Here is an 18383-nt window from a genome sequence, read left to right as displayed (position 1 = left end):
GCTGCACGGCTGGCTGATCCTCGACAAGCCGCGGGGTCTTGGTTCGACGCAAGCGGTGTCGGCGGTGAAGCGCGCGCTGCGGCAGGCGGGCGAGCCCAAGACCAAGGTCGGCCATGGTGGCACGCTCGATCCGCTGGCAGAGGGCGTGTTGCCGATTGCGCTGGGCGAGGCCACGAAGCTGGCTGGACGGATGCTCGACGCGTCGAAGATATATGAGTTCACCATTGGCTTTGGCGTACAGACCGATACACTTGATATGGAGGGCGTGGTTGTTGCGGAGAGCGAAGTTCGCCCCACTTTTGCCGAGGTGGAGGCCGTCCTCCCGCAATTCACCGGCCCCATCGAACAAATCCCGCCTGCGTATTCCGCGATCCTGATCGATGGCAAGCGGGCGTACGATTTGGCGCGTGCGGGCGAGGCGGTGGAGATGAAGACGCGGAGCGTGACCATCCATTCACTCGTTACCCTCCCAACGGGGGAGGGGCCGCTGGATTCGATCACTCTCACCGCCCACGTTTCGAAGGGCACCTACATCCGCTCCCTCGCCCGCGACATCGCGTTGGCGCTCGGCACGGTCGGTCATGTCACGATGCTCCGCCGGACCAAAGCCGGCCCGTTCACCCTCGCCACCGCGATTTCGCTGGACAATCTGACCGATGCTGCTAGGGAGCGCTCCATCGCGCAGCATATGCTGCCGTTGACAGCAGGGCTGGACGACATCCCGGCTTTCGCTGTTACCGCCGATCAGGCTGCTGCCCTTCAACAAGGCCGAACGCTGATCGGGACAGCCGCAACCCCCGGACTCCATCTGGCGATATTGGGTGACATACCCGTCGCATTGGTCGAGGCCGACGATCGTGAGATCAGGGTGGTGCGTGGCTTTAACCTGATGTCGAAGGAAGAAGACAGATGACGATCACTGCCGAGCGCAAGGAAGCGCTTATCAAGGAACATGCTCGCGCCGAAGGCGATACGGGTTCTCCTGAAGTCCAGGTTTCGATCCTGACGGAACGGATCACCAACCTGACCGAACATTTCAAGTCTCATCACAAGGATAATCACAGCCGTCGTGGCTTGCTGATGCTGGTCAACAAGCGTCGCAGCCTGCTGGATTATCTGAAGAAGAAAGATCAGGCGCGTTATACCGACCTGATCGCAAAGCTCGGCCTGCGCAAGTAAGCCGAAACGAAGGAGCGGCCCCTGCGCGGGGCCGTTTCTGATTCTGAGACATGTCGTTGCGCAATTCGGTGCGGCGGTGTGAAACCGGGGGAACGTCCCCCGCACCGTTCCGTTAGGGACGGCTAAGGAGAGCCAAGGCTCTCCACCCATGGGTCGTTTGGACCCACCAAAGGCCCCGCCATGCAATAGGGCATCGCGGGCGAAGGAAATAAAATATGTTCGACGTAAAGAAAGTAGAAATCGAGCTGGGCGGCAAGACCCTCACGCTCGAAACGGGCCGTATTGCGCGTCAGGCTGATGGCGCTGTGCTGGCAACCTATGGCGAAACCGTGGTGCTGTGCGCCGTGACCGCCGCCAAGTCGGTGAAAGAGGGCCAAGACTTCTTCCCGCTCACCGTTCACTATCAGGAAAAATTCTCCGCAGCCGGCCGCATTCCCGGGGGCTTCTTCAAGCGTGAGCGCGGCGCGACCGAGAAGGAAACGCTGACCAGCCGCCTGATCGACCGTCCGTTGCGTCCGCTGTTCCCGGAAGGTTTCTACAACGAAATCAACGTGATCTGCCAAGTGCTCTCGTTCGATGGCGAAAGCGAGCCCGATATCGTCGCGATGATCGCGGCTTCGGCGGCGCTCACCATATCGGGCGTGCCCTTCATGGGTCCGATTGGCGCGGCGCGCGTCGGTTACAAGGATGGCGAATACAGCCTGAACCCGTCGATGGACGATGTGAAGGCCGGTGAACTCGACCTGGTTGTTGCAGCGACGAACGATGCCGTCATGATGGTGGAATCGGAAGCCAAGGAGCTTTCCGAGGACGTCATGCTCGGCGCCGTTTCGTTCGCGCATGATGCGTGCCGCAAGGTTATCGGCGCGATCATCAAGCTCGCCGAGAAGGCCGCCAAGGACCCTTGGGAAATGGCTGCTCAGGCTGACCTTTCCGCTGCCAAGGACAAGCTGAAGAAGCTGATCGGCAAGGACATTGCCGCAGCCTACAAGCTGACCGACAAGTCGGCGCGCTCCAACGCGCTGAACGAAGCCCGCGCCAAGGCGAAGGAAGGTTTCTCCGACGCCGCGCCGCAGGATCAGATGGCCGCACAGAAGCTGGTCAAGAAGCTGGAAGCGGAAATCGTTCGCGGCGCGATCCTGAAGGATGGCACGCGTATCGACGGTCGTTCCACCACGCAGATTCGTCCTATCGAAGCCATCGTCGGCTTCCTGCCCCGTACCCATGGTTCGGCGCTGTTCACGCGTGGCGAGACGCAGTCGATCTGCACCACCACGCTGGGCACCAAGGACGCCGAGCAGATGATCGACGGCCTGACTGGCCTGTCCTACGAAAACTTCATGCTGCACTATAACTTCCCGCCCTACTCGGTTGGTGAAGTCGGCCGCTTCGGCGCACCCGGTCGTCGTGAAGTGGGTCATGGTAAGCTCGCATGGCGTGCGCTGCACCCCGTGCTGCCGAGCAAGGACGAGTTCCCCTACACGATCCGCGTTCTTTCCGACATCACCGAATCCAATGGCTCCTCGTCGATGGCTACGGTGTGCGGCGGTTCGCTCTCGATGATGGACGCGGGCGTTCCGCTGAAGCGTCCGGTGTCGGGCATCGCGATGGGTCTGATCCTGGAAGGCAAGGACTTCGCCGTCCTGTCCGACATCCTGGGTGACGAAGATCATCTGGGTGACATGGACTTCAAGGTTGCCGGCACGTCCGAAGGCATCACCACGATGCAGATGGACATCAAGATCGCCGGCATTACCGAGGAGATCATGCGCAAGGCTCTGGAACAGGCCAAGGAAGGCCGCGCGCACATCCTGGGCGAGATGGCCAAGGCACTCGACAGTACCCGCACCGAGCTTTCGGCGCATGCTCCCCGCATCGAGACGCTGCAGATCGACAAGTCGAAGATCCGCGAAGTTATCGGCACCGGCGGCAAGGTCATCCGTGAAATCGTTGCGGAGACCGGCGCGAAGGTTGATATCGACGACGAGGGTCTTATCAAGATCAGCTCCTCCGACATCAACCAGATCGAAGCGGCGCGTAAGTGGATCCTTGGCATCACGCAGGAAGCGGAAGTCGGCAAGGTCTATGACGGCAAGGTCGTCAACCTCGTTGATTTCGGCGCGTTCGTGAACTTCATGGGCGGCAAGGACGGTCTCGTCCATGTTTCCGAAATCCGGAACGACCGGGTGGAGAAGGTCGCTGACGTCCTCAAGGAAGGTCAGGAAGTAAAGGTCAAGGTTCTCGAAATCGATCCGCGTGGCAAGGTTCGCCTGTCCATGCGCGTCGTCGATCAGGAAACCGGCGCCGAGCTGGAAGACACCCGCCCGGCACGTGAACCCCGCGAGCCGCGCGGCGATCGTGGCGACCGCGGTGATCGTGGCCCGCGCCGTGAGGGCGGCGACCGCAACCGTCGTGACCGTGGCGGTCGCGGTGGTGGCGATCGTGGTCCCCGCAGCGAAGGCGGCGACAAGTCCAAGGATGACGGCGATGCCGGTGGCCTGCCTGACTTCCTGACGCAGGACTGATCGCTCAGGCTCCTAAAGCCGAAGCTTAAAGCAAAAGGGGTCGCCCGGTTATGCCGGGCGGCCCCTTTTGCGTATGTCGGCGATGCTAAGAAGATGATGAAATTGACGCATGTTCCTTGGGCAGCAGTGACTGTCGCCGACGTCGATTACATGAGAATCATGCCTCTACTTCAGCGTCAAGAACCTGTCGCACCTTGCGCGCCAGTTGTGTCAGCGTGAAGGGCTTGGACAACAAAGCGACCCCCGCATCCAGCATCCCGTTGTGGACGATGGCATTGCGCGTGTAGCCGGTCGTGTAGAGCACCTTGAGATCGGGGCGGCCCACCAAAGCCTGATCCACAAGCTTGCGGCCATTCATGTCCGGCATGACAACATCCGTGAACAGCAGGTCGACGCGCTGCTCGGTCGAGAGCAACTGGAGCGCCTGCGCCGCGTCCGACGCCTGTACGACTGTATAGCCCAGATCGCGCAGCCCATCGACGGAGACATGCCGGACGCGTTCTTCGTCCTCCACCACCAGCACAATCTCCCCATCCATGGCGGCGGGAAGATCGGACCGCTCTGTCACTTCCGCCTTGTCCTGCAACTCGTCGGTCGATCCGAAGAAGCGCGGGAGATACAGCTTGACCGTGGTTCCCTGGCCCGGCTCCGAATAGATCTTCATATGGCCATTGGACTGCTTGATGAAGCCGAACACCTGACTGAGGCCCAGACCTGTACCCTTGCCCACGCCCTTGGTCGTGAAGAATGGCTCGAAGGCGCGGTCTATGACTTCGGGGGGCATGCCCGTGCCGGTGTCGCTGACCGATATCATCACATATTGTCCCGCGCGCACTTCCTCATGCGCAGCGGCATAGGTATCGTCCAGATGGGCGTTGCTGGTCTCTATCGTAAGCTTGCCGCCGCCGGGCATCGCGTCGCGGGCATTGACGCACAGGTTCAGTATCGCGTTCTCGAGTTGGTGCGGATCGACGATGCTGGCCCAAAGTCCACCGGCGAATACGGTCTCGATCCGCATGTCGTCGCCGATCGTCCGGCGGAGCAACTCGGACATGTCGCGCACCAGCCGGTTGGCATCCAGCGCGCGCGGTTCCAGCGGCTGCTGCCGGGAAAAGGCGAGCAGGTGCGATGTAAGCTGCGTGGCGCGCTGTGCGCCTTCCATCGCGTTGTCGATATTCTGGATGAGGCGCGCATCGATGCCGCTGTGCAGGCGACGCTGCGCCATATCGAGCGAGCCGACGATGACGGCCAGCATATTGTTGAAGTCATGCGCAATGCCGCCCGTAAGCTGCCCCACTGCCTCCATTTTCTGGATTTGACGCAACTGCGCTTCGGCCGCCGCCCGACTCACTGCCTCATTGCGCAATTGCATGTTACTGCGCGCCAGCGCCTCACCATTGGCGATCACCTGCGCGATCCGGACGCGGGCGTGGCGTACGGCGAACATACCGAGTATCATGACGGTGAGGCCGCTCAGGGCGAGCGCCAGACTGATTCCTATGCGCTGAATTTTCGCCGTCGCTTGCCTCTGTTCAAGCACATGTTGCTCTGCTTGCAGCATATTGGCGATGATCTTACGGGCGCGATCCATGGTCGCTTTCCCGCGTTGCAGTTCCTCCAGGTTCGCTGGGGCACCCTGTCGGAACCTGGCGATTGCTGAACGCAGATACTTTTGCCTCTCCGACGAGATGGCCATGAGGGTCTGCAATGTCCTGGTCTGCTTCGGATTGTCGGTGAGCAGAGCAGTCAAATTGGCGAACTCGGAAGGCAAATGCTGCCCTGCCGCGACGTAAGGCTCCAGAAAGTTTTCGCGGCCAGTCAGCAGAAATCCGCGTTGCCCTGTCTCCGCGTCCTGAAGCCGCGAGAGCACGTTCGCCAAGCGATTCTGCACTTCCAAAGTATGTTTGATGAGTTGCAGGGATTGCTGTTGCCGTGCCGAAAGCCAGATGCTCCCACCGATAGCTAATGCGAGAAAGACAAAGCCTGCGACGAGCGCGCGAATGGATTTGTCATTGCGCACTGTGAGCATTCTTGTCCCCCCGGGTACTACGACGACATTGTCGCGGTAATACCTAGGTATAACTCACTGATTCCAAATTGCATCTATATACTAACGTCTTAGCGATAGTTTTAGCGAGGCGCCTTAAGGGGCGGACGCCAGTCGCGCATGTCGGCTTCATCGCTGACCTTGTACGGAATGCCCTTCGACGAGAGGAACAGCCGCTCCATTTCGCTTCGCGTGAAGGGCCGCGACCCCAAGCGACCGAACACCGCGATCTGTCCGCCGGTTTCGTCAACGGCACGATCGCGATCAAGCCCCTTGGACAGGGCAAGAGCGGGAGAGGGCGTCCTTGCCCATGCGATCATCTCGGGCTTTGGCGCTGGCGAGAAGCCATAGAAATTGGGCTGGCTGGCGGGGCTGGTCAACTGCACGACCTTCAACCCATTCCGGCCATCGGCGACGTAGGCGAAGAGCGACGCGTTGGTGGTGCCGACGATGACATCCTCGACGTCGTTCATCGTTCCGCCAAACGTCTCCTTGGCATAGACAAGCGGCCGCGTCGGATTGGTGATGTTGACGATCACCAGACCCTCGGCCTTGCCCGCGACATAGGCGTATGTCCGCGCCAGATAGACGTGCCGCGCGTCGGCGAGCGGCACGGTGCCAGAGGGAATTGCAACCGGATTCAGAAGCTGTGTCACATCGAACAGTTTCAGGCCGTCGGCATCCGTCACCCAGAGATAACGGAACTGGATCGCGCTCGCGCGTGCATCCTTCAGCGGACGGACGGCGGCGAGGCGTGGCTTCAGTGGATCGGAAAGATCGACGACCACCAAACCGACATCAGCTGTGATGTAGGCGACCTGGCCCGCCAAAATGATGTGGCGTGCGCCTTTCAGTACGTTATCCGGGTTCCAGGTCACGGCCCGTTTGAGGAAGTTGTTGCGGAACTCACCATCGGCCATCGTCTCGATGTTGACCATGATAAGGCCCTCAACGCTGTCCGTGACGGCGGCGTAGGAATAGATCGGCAGGAATGCCTGCTCCTGATTGATCTTCCGCAGTTCCGGCGTGTTGCGCAGCGGATTGATCGGCTGGTTGGTGGCGATTGCCATGCAGGTCGCGTTCGTCGTCTTTACGCGCGTGTTCTGCCCCAGCTTCGAGAAGGGCGCGCTGACGATCCGTTCGGAGAAGCCCTTGTTGGCGATCGAGGCGACGTCATAGACGTGGAAGCCGCCCTTGCCCTCCGCCACGAACATATATTCGCCGCGCAGTTGCAGGCATCCGACGCGATCGGTGGTGCCCTGGACGATGTTCTTGAATTCCTCCAGCGGATGCGTCTCGCCCGAAGCGTTGGCATCGAATGCCTTGCCGCGCACCCAGTCCTTCAGTTCGCGCTTATTGTCCTCAACGTGCATCCGCCAATAATCGGGGTAGGCATATTGTTGCAGGTAGCTGCCGATAACGGCCTGCGGTTCGTCCCATTCGGTGACGCGGACGGCCTCGAACCCGCCCTCAAGGCCGGTCCAGGCATTCAGCCCGACGAAATTGACGAAATTGGTGCCTAGCAACATCAACTGAGACATGATCGCGTTATTGTCGTCCTTCGCCGACAGGTGGCAATCCGAGCAGGTCTTGGTCTCGGTCGTGCGGACGGTATGTGGGAAATGCGGCGCGAAGGCTTGTGAGGAGAAGCCGATGCCGGAGATCGGCGGCTGCTGGATATAAATCCGCTCGCGATTAAGATTGGTCGAGGACAGCACCAGCGCACTTGTCGAACGCACCGGCGTGATCTCGTTGCCTTTGGTCGTCATATGGCGGCCAAGTTGGAACATATCGTCGCGCGCCACCTGTGGGTTGTATGTCGCGAAGTTGCGCGTTTCCTCGCCGTCGAAATGATGGCTCTTGGTCTTCCAGTTCGCCTCGATGGGTAAGTGGCAACCGCCGCAACTTGTCGTCCAACTCAAATGGCATGTGAAGCACGCCATCTGGTCGTCACCATGCGCGCGATCCGCCTTCGCGATGCCCGGCCCGAAGCCGAAGCTGCCGTCCTCCGCCCCGCTTTTGCTCATCAACTTGGCGCGTGCCGCCCGGGCGTTGAAGTGCGGGTTGGCCGGGTCGACCGAGTTCTTGACGAGGCTGACTTCCCATTCGAGATTCGGATCGACGATCGACCGCTGGATCAGCTTGCGCCGTCCGCTGGCATCGAAGAACCACTCGAAGCGCCGCTTGCCGTCCGGGTTCCGCAACAGCGCGAGGTTAGTTCCGTTCGGTGGCGCGGCGGGGCCGGAGGTGAGCAGAGTCGGCCAGGCGTCGGCCGTGCCATGGCAGTCCTTGCAGCCGATCTCGATGGCGTTGGCAACTTCGCCGTAAATATAGCCATTGCCGTGGCTGTCCTGCCCGAAATGGCAGTCGGCGCATTGCAGGCCCTTTTCGGCATGGATATCCATCATGTGCACGGTCTTGCCGGGATTGGTGCCTGGCTGGACGAATTTGTCCTCGCCCTTCTTGCGCCACTTTTCCGGATCGTCATTGGCGACGATCTTGCCGTCCTTGTCGAGCAGATTGCCTTCGCGATCGCGCTTGAAGATGCCACGGAAGTTCCAGCCGTGACCGTGATAGTCGGCGAACTGGGTGTCCTTCGCCTTTTCGTTCAAGTCATGGACGTTGCGCAGGAAATCCACGTCCGACCAGTTGCCCTTAGGGGCGGCCGCTTCCGGATTGCGCTCCAGCACCTCATGTACCTCGGCAGCAGTCGGGTACTTCTGCTTCTTAGGCCACATCAATGGCGCGTCGGACTCATAGTCCCACATGGTGTAGCCGAGATAGCTGTTCAGGAAGATATTCGGCTGATGCATGTGGCAGTTCATGCACTGCGCGGTCGGAATTGCGCGCGTGAAGGCGTGGCGGATCGGATGCCCGCTTTCCTTGGCGGCGGCGATGGGGTGCTCTGGCGTGGTGGCGTCATGACCGGGGGCGACTGTTTCTCCATGCGGGCCTTTGAGGCCGCCATGGCCGACTTCCGCATGTTCCACCTTGGCGGCGATCGTTGGATCGATGGTCGCGCTCTCCCCATCGCGGCCATATTGCGCGTAGATCAGGCTGTGGCGCGGCTCGCGGTCGTTGGCATAGACGACATGGCAGCCCGAGCAGCCCGAATGGCGATAGTCGCCCGGCTGGTCGTTGGTGCCCATGAACCACATGAAGGGGTCGTTGAGGCGCGTCTTGTGGATGTTGAGCGCGGGGATCGCAACGCGCAGGCCCGTGCCGGGGCCGCGGCTTGACTGCTTGAGGTCGGGACGGCCGGGCTCCTCCAGCCGCTGGATGGAGCCAGTGGGATTGGGCAGGCCGATCTCGGCGAATTGCGTCTGGATATTGCGGCCGCCGCGTTCGAACACGCGGAACACGTCGCCCGGCGGAATAACCTGCCACGTGGGCAGCGGGTATAATTCCGCAAGCGCGCCACGCTTCTTCTCGGCCTCGGTCAACTGGCCGGGAGGATTGCCGGGTGTCACGATCTTTGCGGGCTTGCCGTCGCGCGTATATGCTTCGCCAAAGATGTAGTTCTTGAACGGCACCAGCCCATTATTGTAGGCGGCGCCGCCCCACAACATTGCACCGGATGCCATGATCGACCGCTCTGCGGCCTCGATGGTGGCAAGATGGCAGGAGCCGCACGCCTCGCGTGCCACGCGGTAATCGGACGGGTTGACGAAGCGCACGAACTCCGGCGCTTCCTTGTTCAGCAGTGTATAGGTCCGCTTGGGGTTTGCCGACGACGGGTAATGCCAGCTTTCGGGATAGGTCGGCAGCACATGCGCCTTGTCGCGCGCGGCGGCATATTCAGGGGCTTCGAAGCCCAATGCGGGGTTGCCGCGCACGCTGGCATTGCCGCCATGGCAGTCGGTGCAGCCCAGCATCACTGCGGGCGTCGCGTGCATCGAAGGCTCGTCGGTCTTGGTGTGGCAGCTATAACAACCGTCGGATTTCGCCGCGACTTGCTCGGCGGTTTGGCTCATCGGTGCGGCGGGCGCGACGACATAATTGCGCTTTACCGGCTTCTCGTCGTCGCTCGCCTGAACGATGGCGACGGGTATCAGCAGCGCGGCGAGCAGGAGCAGCGCCCATGCTTTCATCCGAGAGAGGAGGGGAAGCAAGCCGCGCATCAATAGCTGACAATCAGATTGGCGAGCACCGAATAATAATTCCGGTGGCTGTCGCGGTTATCGAAAAGGTCCCTGAAGCCCTTGCCGGGCAGCAAGGCCGCGGCAGACAGACGGAGCACGATGTTTTGCGTCGCCTTTGGCCGCCAGATCGCGGCGGTGGACAAGTCCCAGCCAATCGATTTCGGAATGCTGCCCTCGACCCGCAGCGCTTGCAGCGTCGCGGTGTTTTCAAACCAGAGATGATTGGCGTTGGTCGAGAGCCGGATTTCCGGCGTCACATCGAAGTCCGCGCCCGTACCCACCAGCATGGTGCCGGGATTATTGAAGTTCGACTGCCCTTGCTCCTTCGACGATCGCAGCGAATTGAGGATGCCGTTGCGCCCGTTGATGCTGATGACGCGCCCGCCGCCCGCAAAGGGGATGGTCTGCCTGATCCAGTAGCTGGTGTCCGCGCCGGCAAAGACCGGGTTTTCGAAGATCGCGTCGAAGCCGTTTTCGGTGTCGTCATACGGATCGCCATCGCCGCTGGCATAAAGTCCAGAGAGGCGGAAGCGCATCCAGTCGATGTCGTAGCTCGCCTCGGCAGCGGCAAAGAACGCGCGGATTTCCGCCTTCTTGCCCGTGAAGAAGCTGTTCCGGTCCTCGCCTAATGCGCCGTAGAGCGATGCGGTCAGGTTGATGCGCCCAATCCGCCCGTCCGCGTTGTAGCCCAGATATACGACATCATATTCCCGCCCGCGCAGATCGCCGAGCAGGGCAGGGCGGACCGGGAAGCCGTTGTCGTCGATCTCGACGTCATTTTTCTCCCGGTTCATGTTGTAGACGGCGGTGATCTGGCTGGTGAAGCTGGGGATCAGGAAGTCCTGCCGATAGACATTGGCAAGGAAGACGAAATCGTCGCGCGGGCGCTGCACGACGCTGTTGAGGCCGCTGTTCGTGTCCTTCTCCAACCGCCAGAAGGCAGCGAGATTGAACTGGAAGCGGTTATTGTCGCGATTGCCGAACAGGCGGATGCCAAGCTGTTGGTCGTTGAACAGGAAACCGCGAAAGTCCGACTGCATCGGCTGGATGCCGACGCGCAGCGAGCGGAAATCATAGCGATCGGATGTGTTCGCGAGGTGATAATCGACGAACAGTTCCTGCACGCCCAGGAAATGGTCGGTGCGGCGGCTGGGTTTCGATGGCTGCACGAAGAGGACTCGCCGCTCAGGCACATTCACATGATTGACGTTGAAGGCCAGCGCCACGCGATATTCGATCTCGGGCGGCTTGAAGGCCGTGGAGCCCTTCACCAGCGATGCGCTTGCGATGAAGGTTTGTGAGAAGACGAAGCTCGCATCTTTGCCGAACACGTCGAGGCTGCCGGGCCGTTCGGTGGTCTGCACGCCGACGGGGATGGGGAAGGTGCGCGGTTCCAGCACCGTGTCGCTGACGGCGCTGGCGACGAAGAACCAGTCCTCGCCCTTGATCGGCAGCCACTTCACTTTCTCGCGATCGATGGGCCGGTCGCCCTTCAGCGTGTTCTGGTGATAGGGATCGAACCAGCGCTCCTTCACCAGTCCCAGCGATTCGATAAGCCGCCAGCGGTCGGGGATTGGCACTTGATCGGTCGGAAATGCCTCGGGCGGCGGCGCGCGGAGGGCGCCCGCATTGTCCTGCGTTACCTTGTCGGGCAGCTCCTGCTGGAAGCCCGGACGGCGGCGGCCATCAATCAGTTGTTCATCGGCATCGGCTTCCGATTGATGTTCCGGTGCGTCGATGACCTCCTGCCAATTGTCGGGCGGCGGCGGAGGCACAGGCTCGCCCGGCGGCTGCGCGCCCAGCATCGCCATCAGCGGGAGGAGGGACACCATCGCCACTCGCTACAGCCCGCCGCACACATCTTGGGCAGCGGTGTCGAGGAACGGTGCGAAGGGGCAGCCGACATAGCGTAGGCGGACGCTGGCATTGTCCAGTTGCACGACGATCTGATCGGCGCGGATCGCGATCGGGGCATTGCCGATGCCGCCGACGCGCTTGCCCGCATTGTTGAGGCCCAGGAAGCTTATCATGTCGTCCTGATCGATGCCGTCGCCCGACACGCCGATGCCGCCGACCAGTACATTGCCGCGATAGATCGGCACCGATCCGGGGAAGATCTGAATGCCGTTCTGGAGCCGGTTCTGGTTCGGCGCGGGCGCGGGGAGGGCAGTGCACCGCTGCGGCGTATCGGTAGCGGTTGCGCTGGTGACGAAGCCAAGATGCGCGGCGAGGTCGCCTAGGATCAGCGCGGATTGCAGGCCGGTCGAGAAGGGATTGAACTGCGCGATCGGGCGCGAGAACGGGCCGTTAGGGCGGCCCACTTCGCCGTCAGGGAAATAGGGGCGGGAGATCAGGCCGTTTGCGCGGTCGGTAAAGGCATATTTTCCGGTCAGCGCGGTCTGGTCATTGAAGAAGGTCCGTGCTTTGACGACGAAGGCGCGCACGTCCGCGCTGGGGTTCAGCAACAACTCTTCGCCAGCGCGTGCGCCAGAAAAGAACGCGGCGGTACGCGCTTTCTGCAAGGAAACGTCAGTGCCGAAGATCGGCGCATCGGGCGAACGGACGACGCCCAACGCCTGCCCGCGTGTGTCGACCACGGAGATCGAGACCTGAGCGCGGCTGTCGAGCGGCTGGCGGATTTGGGCGCGGGCCCGGCTCATCACGGCGAAGGCTTCTTCGAGCAGCGCGGTGACTTCGGCGGTGGTAAGCGGCTGCGCGACATCGCCTGCATCGGTGGCGGCGCGGATCGGGAAGCGGTTGTTCCCCGACCCATCGGTCAGGATGAAGGCGTCGCGGTTGGAGAACTCCGCCGTGCGCGACGGGCGGATGCCGGAAGTCTCGCTGCCGTATGCGGTGCCCGCCAGGATCGCCGGAGCCGGATCGCCATAATAGCCACGCACGGTAACCAGTGCGCCGAGCGCCGGGTTGGTCGCGGCATAACTTGCCGTCCCGGTGGCGATCAGCCGATCGTACGTCGCTTCCGAGTAGCGGAGCAAGGTTCCGTCCACCGAAATGCGGTTCGCGCGGATTGTTTCTGGAGCTTCAAAGCCGACTGTTCCGGCGAGCGCGATATACTCTTCGGGGTCGTTGTCATCGTCCAGAATGTTCGGATCTGACCCGTAAACGCCATCGGCCATCACCCCGATGCCGCCGACGACGACGCCGTTTTTGTAAAGCGGGAAGCCGCCCGGATCGGCGGCAAGGCCAAGCGGCGAACGCTTCGGCCCGATCAGCGCGCCGGCGCCGGATGCGGCAAAGCGGGCGGCCAGATCAGAGCAGGGCAGTTGGCTGAACTGCACGCCGTAAAGCGGACCGCTCTCCAGCCCCACGGTCGTCGGTGCGGGCGGGAAGTGCTGCTGGACGATCTGGCTCGCCGTGCGTGTGGAGAAGGCATTGCCGCCGCTGGAGAGATAGGCGCCAGTAATCGCTTTGGCGATGGCGCCTGCCGCTGCCGGGACGGTCAGGTTCTGCGCGTCGATATTGTCGCCATTGGGGGCTGCGGCGGTCGTCGTGGTAGCCCGCGCGCCGGTCATGTTGAAGATCGCCAGCACGTTGCCGACCCGGTCCGTCACAGCGATCACCGCAGGCAGGTTGCGCGCCCGCGCTTCCGCTGCCGACCGCGCAACGATAGTTTCCACGTCAGCTATGCTCAGGGATTCCTGCGCGGGCACGGGATAGAGGCCCGCCGGTGTGGGTGTCGGCGCGGGGGAGGGCGTGGGGCTCGGCGTCGGCGAACTGCTCCCGCCGCCGCCGCAGGATGACAGGATCAGCGAAGCCCCGGCGAGGAAAGCGGACAGGCGTTTCATGTCAGCGCAAAGCCCCGATGCTGCGCAAAGCGCTTCCAAGCGCGGCCCGGAAATCGGCAGGGCGATAGCTGTTCGGTTCCCGCACGGCGGCATAGGCGCGGTTGATGTCGCCGCGAATGCCCGCCGCCGCGCCTACGGTGACGCGTCCGGATTTCACCAATGCGTTGAGCAGCGTATCCACGCCCATCACCGCCTGCACCGACCCTTCATAGTCGGTGAAGCGGGGCGCTAAGCTGGTGCTGGCGATCCTGTTGACGATCGCAAAACCCATGTCGCCGCCTAGCCGGTCGCTCGAAAAGTCCGCTGCCAACGCTGCCGCGCTTGCCGCAAGTTTGCGCGCTGCCGCCACGCTGCTCGGACGGTCCCGGCCCATGGAGGCATGAAAGGCGCGGCTGTCGGCGTCGAAACGCGCAGCCAGGCCCGGAGCCGCCACTTGCGCCGCCGCGGACAGCATGATCAGATTTTCGTCATTATAGGGTGGCATGCCCGCCGGGATCGGCCGTCCGGGATTGCCCTCCCATGTCTTCACCCGCGTATCCTGATCGTAGATGCGGCGATGGCAGCTGTGGCAGTCGAGGAAGTAGAATTCCGGGAACACGCCTTCGGTCCCGCGCGCCCCTGCGTAGAGGGAGAGCGAGCGTTCCAGCGCCAGCGCCTGACCCACGGCCCACATGCGCACGCTGTCGGGCTTTCCCTTGCGCTGAACATAGTCGGCGTCTTCGTTGTGATGCGCCTGCAAGGTCGAAAACAGGTCGAGTTCGAAGGCGATGCGCGGATGGCCCGCCGCCATGATCCGGTGCGTCACGAACTGTCCTGGCCGGTCGCTGCCGAAATGACAATCGAGGCACACCGCCGCTCGCGCCGCAGGGCGATCCAGCGGGATCATACCCTTGGCGACGTTGCTGGCGTGGTTTGCGCCCACGGCATAATGCGATGCGATCCAGCCGGACGCTGGGCCATGGCACGCCTCGCAGCCGACACCGTCCTGCGTATGGAAGCGTGGACCGCGCTCACCACGCGCCGGTGTCGCATGGCAACCGAGGCATTCGCCAGCCTGCGCCGGATCACCGATGCCGAGCGTCGCTGCGATCTGCTTGCCGCGTGTGCCGGACAAGATGGCATAGGCCCGGCTGTGCGCACCACCTTGGGTGGATGGCTCCTGCCAACGCATCAGCTCGTCCTGCCGCACGACTTTGCCGTCGGCTTCCATCCGCCCGTGGCAAGTCGTGCCCGCGCAGGAGGCGACGCCGACGAACCCGCCCGGCGCCGAGGACGTGGAAACCGAAGCGGCGGTTACTGGCGCGGGTGCGGCATCGGCGGAGGTCATTATCCCGCCAGGCAATCCACCCAGCAGGAGCACGGCAAGCGCAACAGCGGCGAGCAACATGCCCGCCGCCATGGCGTATATGCGGACACTTCTGCCCCCCAACGTCATTTGCACGCCCCCATTTCGCGCCGAGCATTGACCCGACACGTCCCCGAAATCAGCGAGCGACCGCTTATTTTATTATGTATTCACCCCTAGCCTCGACCGGGCCATTCTTTCAATCCGAAAACGGCTTCAGGTGCGGCGGATGACGAGGTTTCTTATCTCGGTCATGTCTTCCATGGCAAACTTGATGCCTTCGCGGCCAAGCCCTGAGTCCTTGACGCCGCCATAAGGCATGTTGTCCACCCGATAGCTCGGCACGTCGTTGATGACGACGCCGCCCACGTCCAGGCGGTCCCACGCATCGAACATCTTGAACAGGTCGCGCGTGAAGATGCCCGCTTGCAGCCCGAATTTGCTGTCGTTCACTTCATCGAGCGCCGCGTCGAAATCGCTGAACCTGCTGAGCAGCGCCACGGGGCCAAAGGCTTCCTCATGATAGACGTTCGACGAACGATCGACGTCCTCCAGCAGCGTTGCTTCGAGCATCGCGCCTTCGCGCTTGCCGCCGCAGAGCAGTTTCGCGCCGCCCTGTACCGCTTCCTGAATCCAGCCGTCCAGACGGCGCGCTTCGCTTTCGGATATCATCGGGCCGATGAACACATTGCGGTCCTTGGGATCGCCCGAGACGAGCGTCTTCGTCTTCGCGACGAGCATGTCACGGAACCGGTCGTAGATCGATTCGTGGATGATGATCCGCTGCACGCCGATGCAGCTTTGCCCGGATTGGTAGAAGGCGCCGAAAATCACGCGAGCTAGTGCGTCTTCCAGATCGGCGTCATGGTCGATGATGACGGCCGCGTTGCCGCCGAGTTCGAGGATGACTTTCTTCTTGCCCGCCTTGGCCTTCAGATCCCATCCTACGCCCGGCGACCCGGTGAAGGACAGCAACTTCAGCCGCTCGTCCTCAGTGAACAGGTCCGCGCCTTCGCGATGGGCGGGCAGGATCGAGAATGCGCCTCCGGGCAGGTTCGTCTCCGCCAGCACCTCGCCCATGATGATCGCGCCCAACGGCGTGCGGCTGGCGGGCTTCATCACGAAGGGACAGCCCACGGCGATGGCGGGCGCGATCTTGTGCGCGGCCAAATTGAGGGGAAAGTTGAAGGGGGAAATGAAAGAACAGGGACCGATCGGCACGCGCTTCCATATGCCCTGATAGCCTTTGGCACGCGGCGAGATGTCCAGCGGCTGGACTTCGCCCGTCATCCGCACGCTTTCCTCGGCGGCGATGCGGAAGGTGTCGATCAGCCGCCCGACTTCGCCTTCGCTGTCCTTGATCGGCTTGCCCGCCTCGACGCACAGCGCATAGGCGAGTTCCTCCTTGCGTTCCTTGAAGCGGTCGACGCAATGTTGCAGCACGTCCTGCCGCTCGTAGGCCGCCATCCGCGCCATCGGTTCCGCCGCACGGACGGCCCCGGCAATGCCTTCCTCGATCGTCGCCTTGTCCGCCTGCGCGACGCGGAACGCGACTTCGCCGCTGAACTTGTCCGTTACTTCCAGGTCGGTGTTGGGCTGCTGCGCCTTGTTGTTGAGGTACAGCGGATAAACGTCCTTGAGCTTGGTCATTATGTCTCCTTGGCCCCTCCGGCGAGCAGGGCCAGTAGCGGCATTCAGAGCGCCGCGCTCATTTCCTTGATGTCCTTGTTCAATATCTGGTCGTTATCCGCATAATCAACCGGGCAATCGACAAGATGGACCCCCGGCGTGTCGAGCGTGTGCTTCAGAACCTCGGCAAGATGCGCGGCGCTTTCCACCCGGTGGCCAGTTGCACCATAGGCTTCGGCATATTTCACGAAGTCCGGATTGCCATAGGTAAGGCCGAAATCCTCAAAGCCCATATTCGCCTGCTTCCAGCGGATCATGCCATAGCTGCCATCGTTCAGGATCAGGACGGTAATGTTGAGGCCCAGACGAACCGCCGTTTCCATCTCCTGACTGTTCATCATGAAGCCGCCATCGCCACAGATCGCCATCACCTTCCGGTCCGGATAGACCATCGCGCTTGCCATGGCGGAGGGCAGCCCCGCGCCCATCGTCGCCAGCGCGTTATCGAGCAGCACGGTGTTCTGCTGACGCGCGGGATAATTGCGCGCGAACCAGATCTTGTAGACGCCATTGTCGAGGCAGATGATGCCATCGTTCGGCATCGCCTCACGCACCTTGCGCACCAGATAGGGCGGGAAGATCGGGAAGCGATCATCGCTGTCGAGGCTGGCCGTGTGCGCGACTTCCGCCTTGCGATAGTCCAGCATCTTCTCGCACGCCCAGCCCTTGGGCACGATGTCTTCCTTCATCTGCCAGATGGCATTGGCGATGTCGCCGATCACTTCGACTTGCGGGAAGTAGACGGGATCGACTTCGGCAGAGCGAGTCGAGACATGGATGACCGGGCAGCCGCCGTCATTCTTCATGAAGAAGGGCGGCTTTTCAATGACATCATGGCCGATGTTGACGATGAGGTCCGCCGCGCCAACGGCCCGGTGCACGAAATCGCCCGCTGAGAGCGCCGCGCAGCCTAGGAACTTCGGGTGTGTCTCGTCGATCACGCCCTTGCCGAGCTGCGTGGTGAGGAAGGGTATGCCGGTCTTCTCGACGAACTGCAGCAGCATCCGCCCCGTCATCTTTCGGTTTGCACCTGCGCCGATGACGAGGATCGGCGACTTGGCTTTTTCCAGCATCTGAACGGCGGCACGAACGGCTTTTGGATCGGCGGAGGGGCGACGCGCCAAGCTGGGTTTGATCGGCGCGGAATCGGTGTGCTCGTCCGCCACGTCTTCCGGAAATTCCAGATGAGTCGCGCCGGGCTTTTCTTCTTCGGCCAGACGAAACGCTTCGCGGACGCGGCTCGGTATATTATCGGCACTGGCCAGCTGGTGCGTATATTTGGTGATCGGACCCATCATCGACACGACGTCGAGTATCTGAAAGCGGCCCTGCTTGCTCTTCTTGATCGGCTTCTGGCCCGTCACCATCAGGATCGGCATGCCGCCCAATTGCGCGTAAGCCGCAGCGGTTACGAGGTTGGTCGCGCCCGGCCCCAGGGTCGCCATGCACACGCCGGTCTTGCCGGTATGCCGCCCATAAGTTGCGGCCATGAAGCCCGCGCCCTGTTCGTGCCGCGTCAGGATCAGCTTGATCTTCGATCGGCTCAAACTGTCGAGCATGTCGAGATTTTCCTCGCCGGGAACACCGAAGATATATTCGCAGCCCTCTTCCTCAAGGCATTGAATGAACAGGTCCGAAGCCTTCGTCATG

The 18383-nt window shown here is 62.1% G+C and carries 10 protein-coding genes; 3 read left to right on the top strand and 7 right to left on the bottom strand.

Annotated features, from left to right (window positions below):
• Nucleotide 1 precedes the first annotated feature (1 nt).
• The 3 genes from truB to pnp all read left to right on the top strand — a co-directional run bounded on the left by truB (nt 2) and on the right by pnp (nt 3704).
• On the top strand, nt 2-913 hold the full coding sequence (gene truB, locus C1T17_RS16650) for a tRNA pseudouridine(55) synthase TruB (RefSeq protein ID WP_104955311.1): 912 nt from the start codon (nt 2-4) through the stop codon (nt 911-913).
• Complete coding sequence (gene rpsO / locus C1T17_RS16645; protein ID WP_104954398.1) at nt 910-1179, top strand: 30S ribosomal protein S15; 270 nt, start codon at nt 910-912, stop codon at nt 1177-1179. The genes truB and rpsO overlap by 4 nt, the downstream gene beginning before the upstream one ends.
• 215 nt (nt 1180-1394) lie before the next feature.
• Entirely contained in the window at nt 1395-3704 is a 2310-nt protein-coding gene (gene pnp, locus C1T17_RS16640) for a polyribonucleotide nucleotidyltransferase (RefSeq protein WP_104954397.1), read from the top strand.
• Between the two features lie 157 nt (nt 3705-3861).
• Here the strand turns inward: pnp and C1T17_RS16635 are convergent, their stop codons facing one another.
• The 7 genes from C1T17_RS16635 to C1T17_RS16605 all read right to left on the bottom strand — a co-directional run bounded on the left by C1T17_RS16635 (nt 3862) and on the right by C1T17_RS16605 (nt 18382).
• On the bottom strand, nt 3862-5733 hold the full coding sequence (locus C1T17_RS16635; protein WP_104954396.1) for a CHASE3 domain-containing protein: 1872 nt from the start codon (nt 5731-5733) through the stop codon (nt 3862-3864).
• A 101-nt stretch (nt 5734-5834) separates the two neighbouring features.
• Entirely contained in the window at nt 5835-9872 is a 4038-nt protein-coding gene (locus C1T17_RS16630) for an LVIVD repeat-containing protein (RefSeq protein WP_104954395.1), read from the bottom strand.
• Nucleotides 9872-11725: a hypothetical protein gene (locus tag C1T17_RS16625; RefSeq protein WP_411269196.1), complete on the bottom strand. Its 1854-nt coding sequence runs from the start codon at nt 11723-11725 to the stop codon at nt 9872-9874. The genes C1T17_RS16630 and C1T17_RS16625 overlap by 1 nt, the downstream gene beginning before the upstream one ends.
• A gap of 9 nt (nt 11726-11734) precedes the next feature.
• Complete coding sequence (locus C1T17_RS16620; RefSeq protein WP_104954393.1) at nt 11735-13699, bottom strand: heme-binding protein; 1965 nt, start codon at nt 13697-13699, stop codon at nt 11735-11737.
• Nucleotide 13700: 1 nt separating this feature from the next.
• A complete protein-coding gene (locus tag C1T17_RS16615; protein ID WP_223262657.1) occupies nt 13701-15134 on the bottom strand; it encodes a cytochrome c family protein in 1434 nt (477 codons plus the stop codon).
• 126 nt (nt 15135-15260) lie between these two features.
• Nucleotides 15261-16694: an aldehyde dehydrogenase family protein gene (locus C1T17_RS16610; protein WP_104954392.1), complete on the bottom strand. Its 1434-nt coding sequence runs from the start codon at nt 16692-16694 to the stop codon at nt 15261-15263.
• A 44-nt stretch (nt 16695-16738) separates the two neighbouring features.
• Nucleotides 16739-18382, bottom strand: a complete 1644-nt coding sequence (locus C1T17_RS16605; RefSeq protein WP_104955309.1) for an acetolactate synthase large subunit — start codon at nt 18380-18382, stop codon at nt 16739-16741.
• Nucleotide 18383: the final 1 nt, after the last annotated feature.

The sequence above is a fragment of the Sphingobium sp. SCG-1 genome, assembly GCF_002953135.1.
Taxonomy (GTDB): Bacteria; Pseudomonadota; Alphaproteobacteria; order Sphingomonadales; family Sphingomonadaceae; genus Sphingobium.
The sequence above is the reverse complement of the archived record's forward strand: the minus strand, read 5'-3'. Positions and strand labels throughout refer to the sequence as shown.

What these genes read in the sequence shown, in the direction of transcription:
- C1T17_RS16625 (WP_411269196.1), bottom strand. Translation starts at nt 11,725, where the DNA reads ATGGTGTCCCTCCTCCCGCTGATGGCGATGCTGGGCGCGCAGCCGCCG.
- C1T17_RS16620 (WP_104954393.1), bottom strand. Translation starts at nt 13,699, where the DNA reads ATGAAACGCCTGTCCGCTTTCCTCGCCGGGGCTTCGCTGATCCTGTCA.
- C1T17_RS16630 (WP_104954395.1), bottom strand. Translation starts at nt 9,872, where the DNA reads ATGCGCGGCTTGCTTCCCCTCCTCTCTCGGATGAAAGCATGGGCGCTG.
- C1T17_RS16610 (WP_104954392.1), bottom strand. Translation starts at nt 16,694, where the DNA reads ATGACCAAGCTCAAGGACGTTTATCCGCTGTACCTCAACAACAAGGCG.
- C1T17_RS16635 (WP_104954396.1), bottom strand. Translation starts at nt 5,733, where the DNA reads ATGCTCACAGTGCGCAATGACAAATCCATTCGCGCGCTCGTCGCAGGC.
- rpsO (WP_104954398.1), top strand. Translation starts at nt 910, where the DNA reads ATGACGATCACTGCCGAGCGCAAGGAAGCGCTTATCAAGGAACATGCT.
- C1T17_RS16615 (WP_223262657.1), bottom strand. Translation starts at nt 15,134, where the DNA reads ATGACGTTGGGGGGCAGAAGTGTCCGCATATACGCCATGGCGGCGGGC.
- pnp (WP_104954397.1), top strand. Translation starts at nt 1,395, where the DNA reads ATGTTCGACGTAAAGAAAGTAGAAATCGAGCTGGGCGGCAAGACCCTC.
- C1T17_RS16605 (WP_104955309.1), bottom strand. Translation starts at nt 18,382, where the DNA reads ATGACGAAGGCTTCGGACCTGTTCATTCAATGCCTTGAGGAAGAGGGC.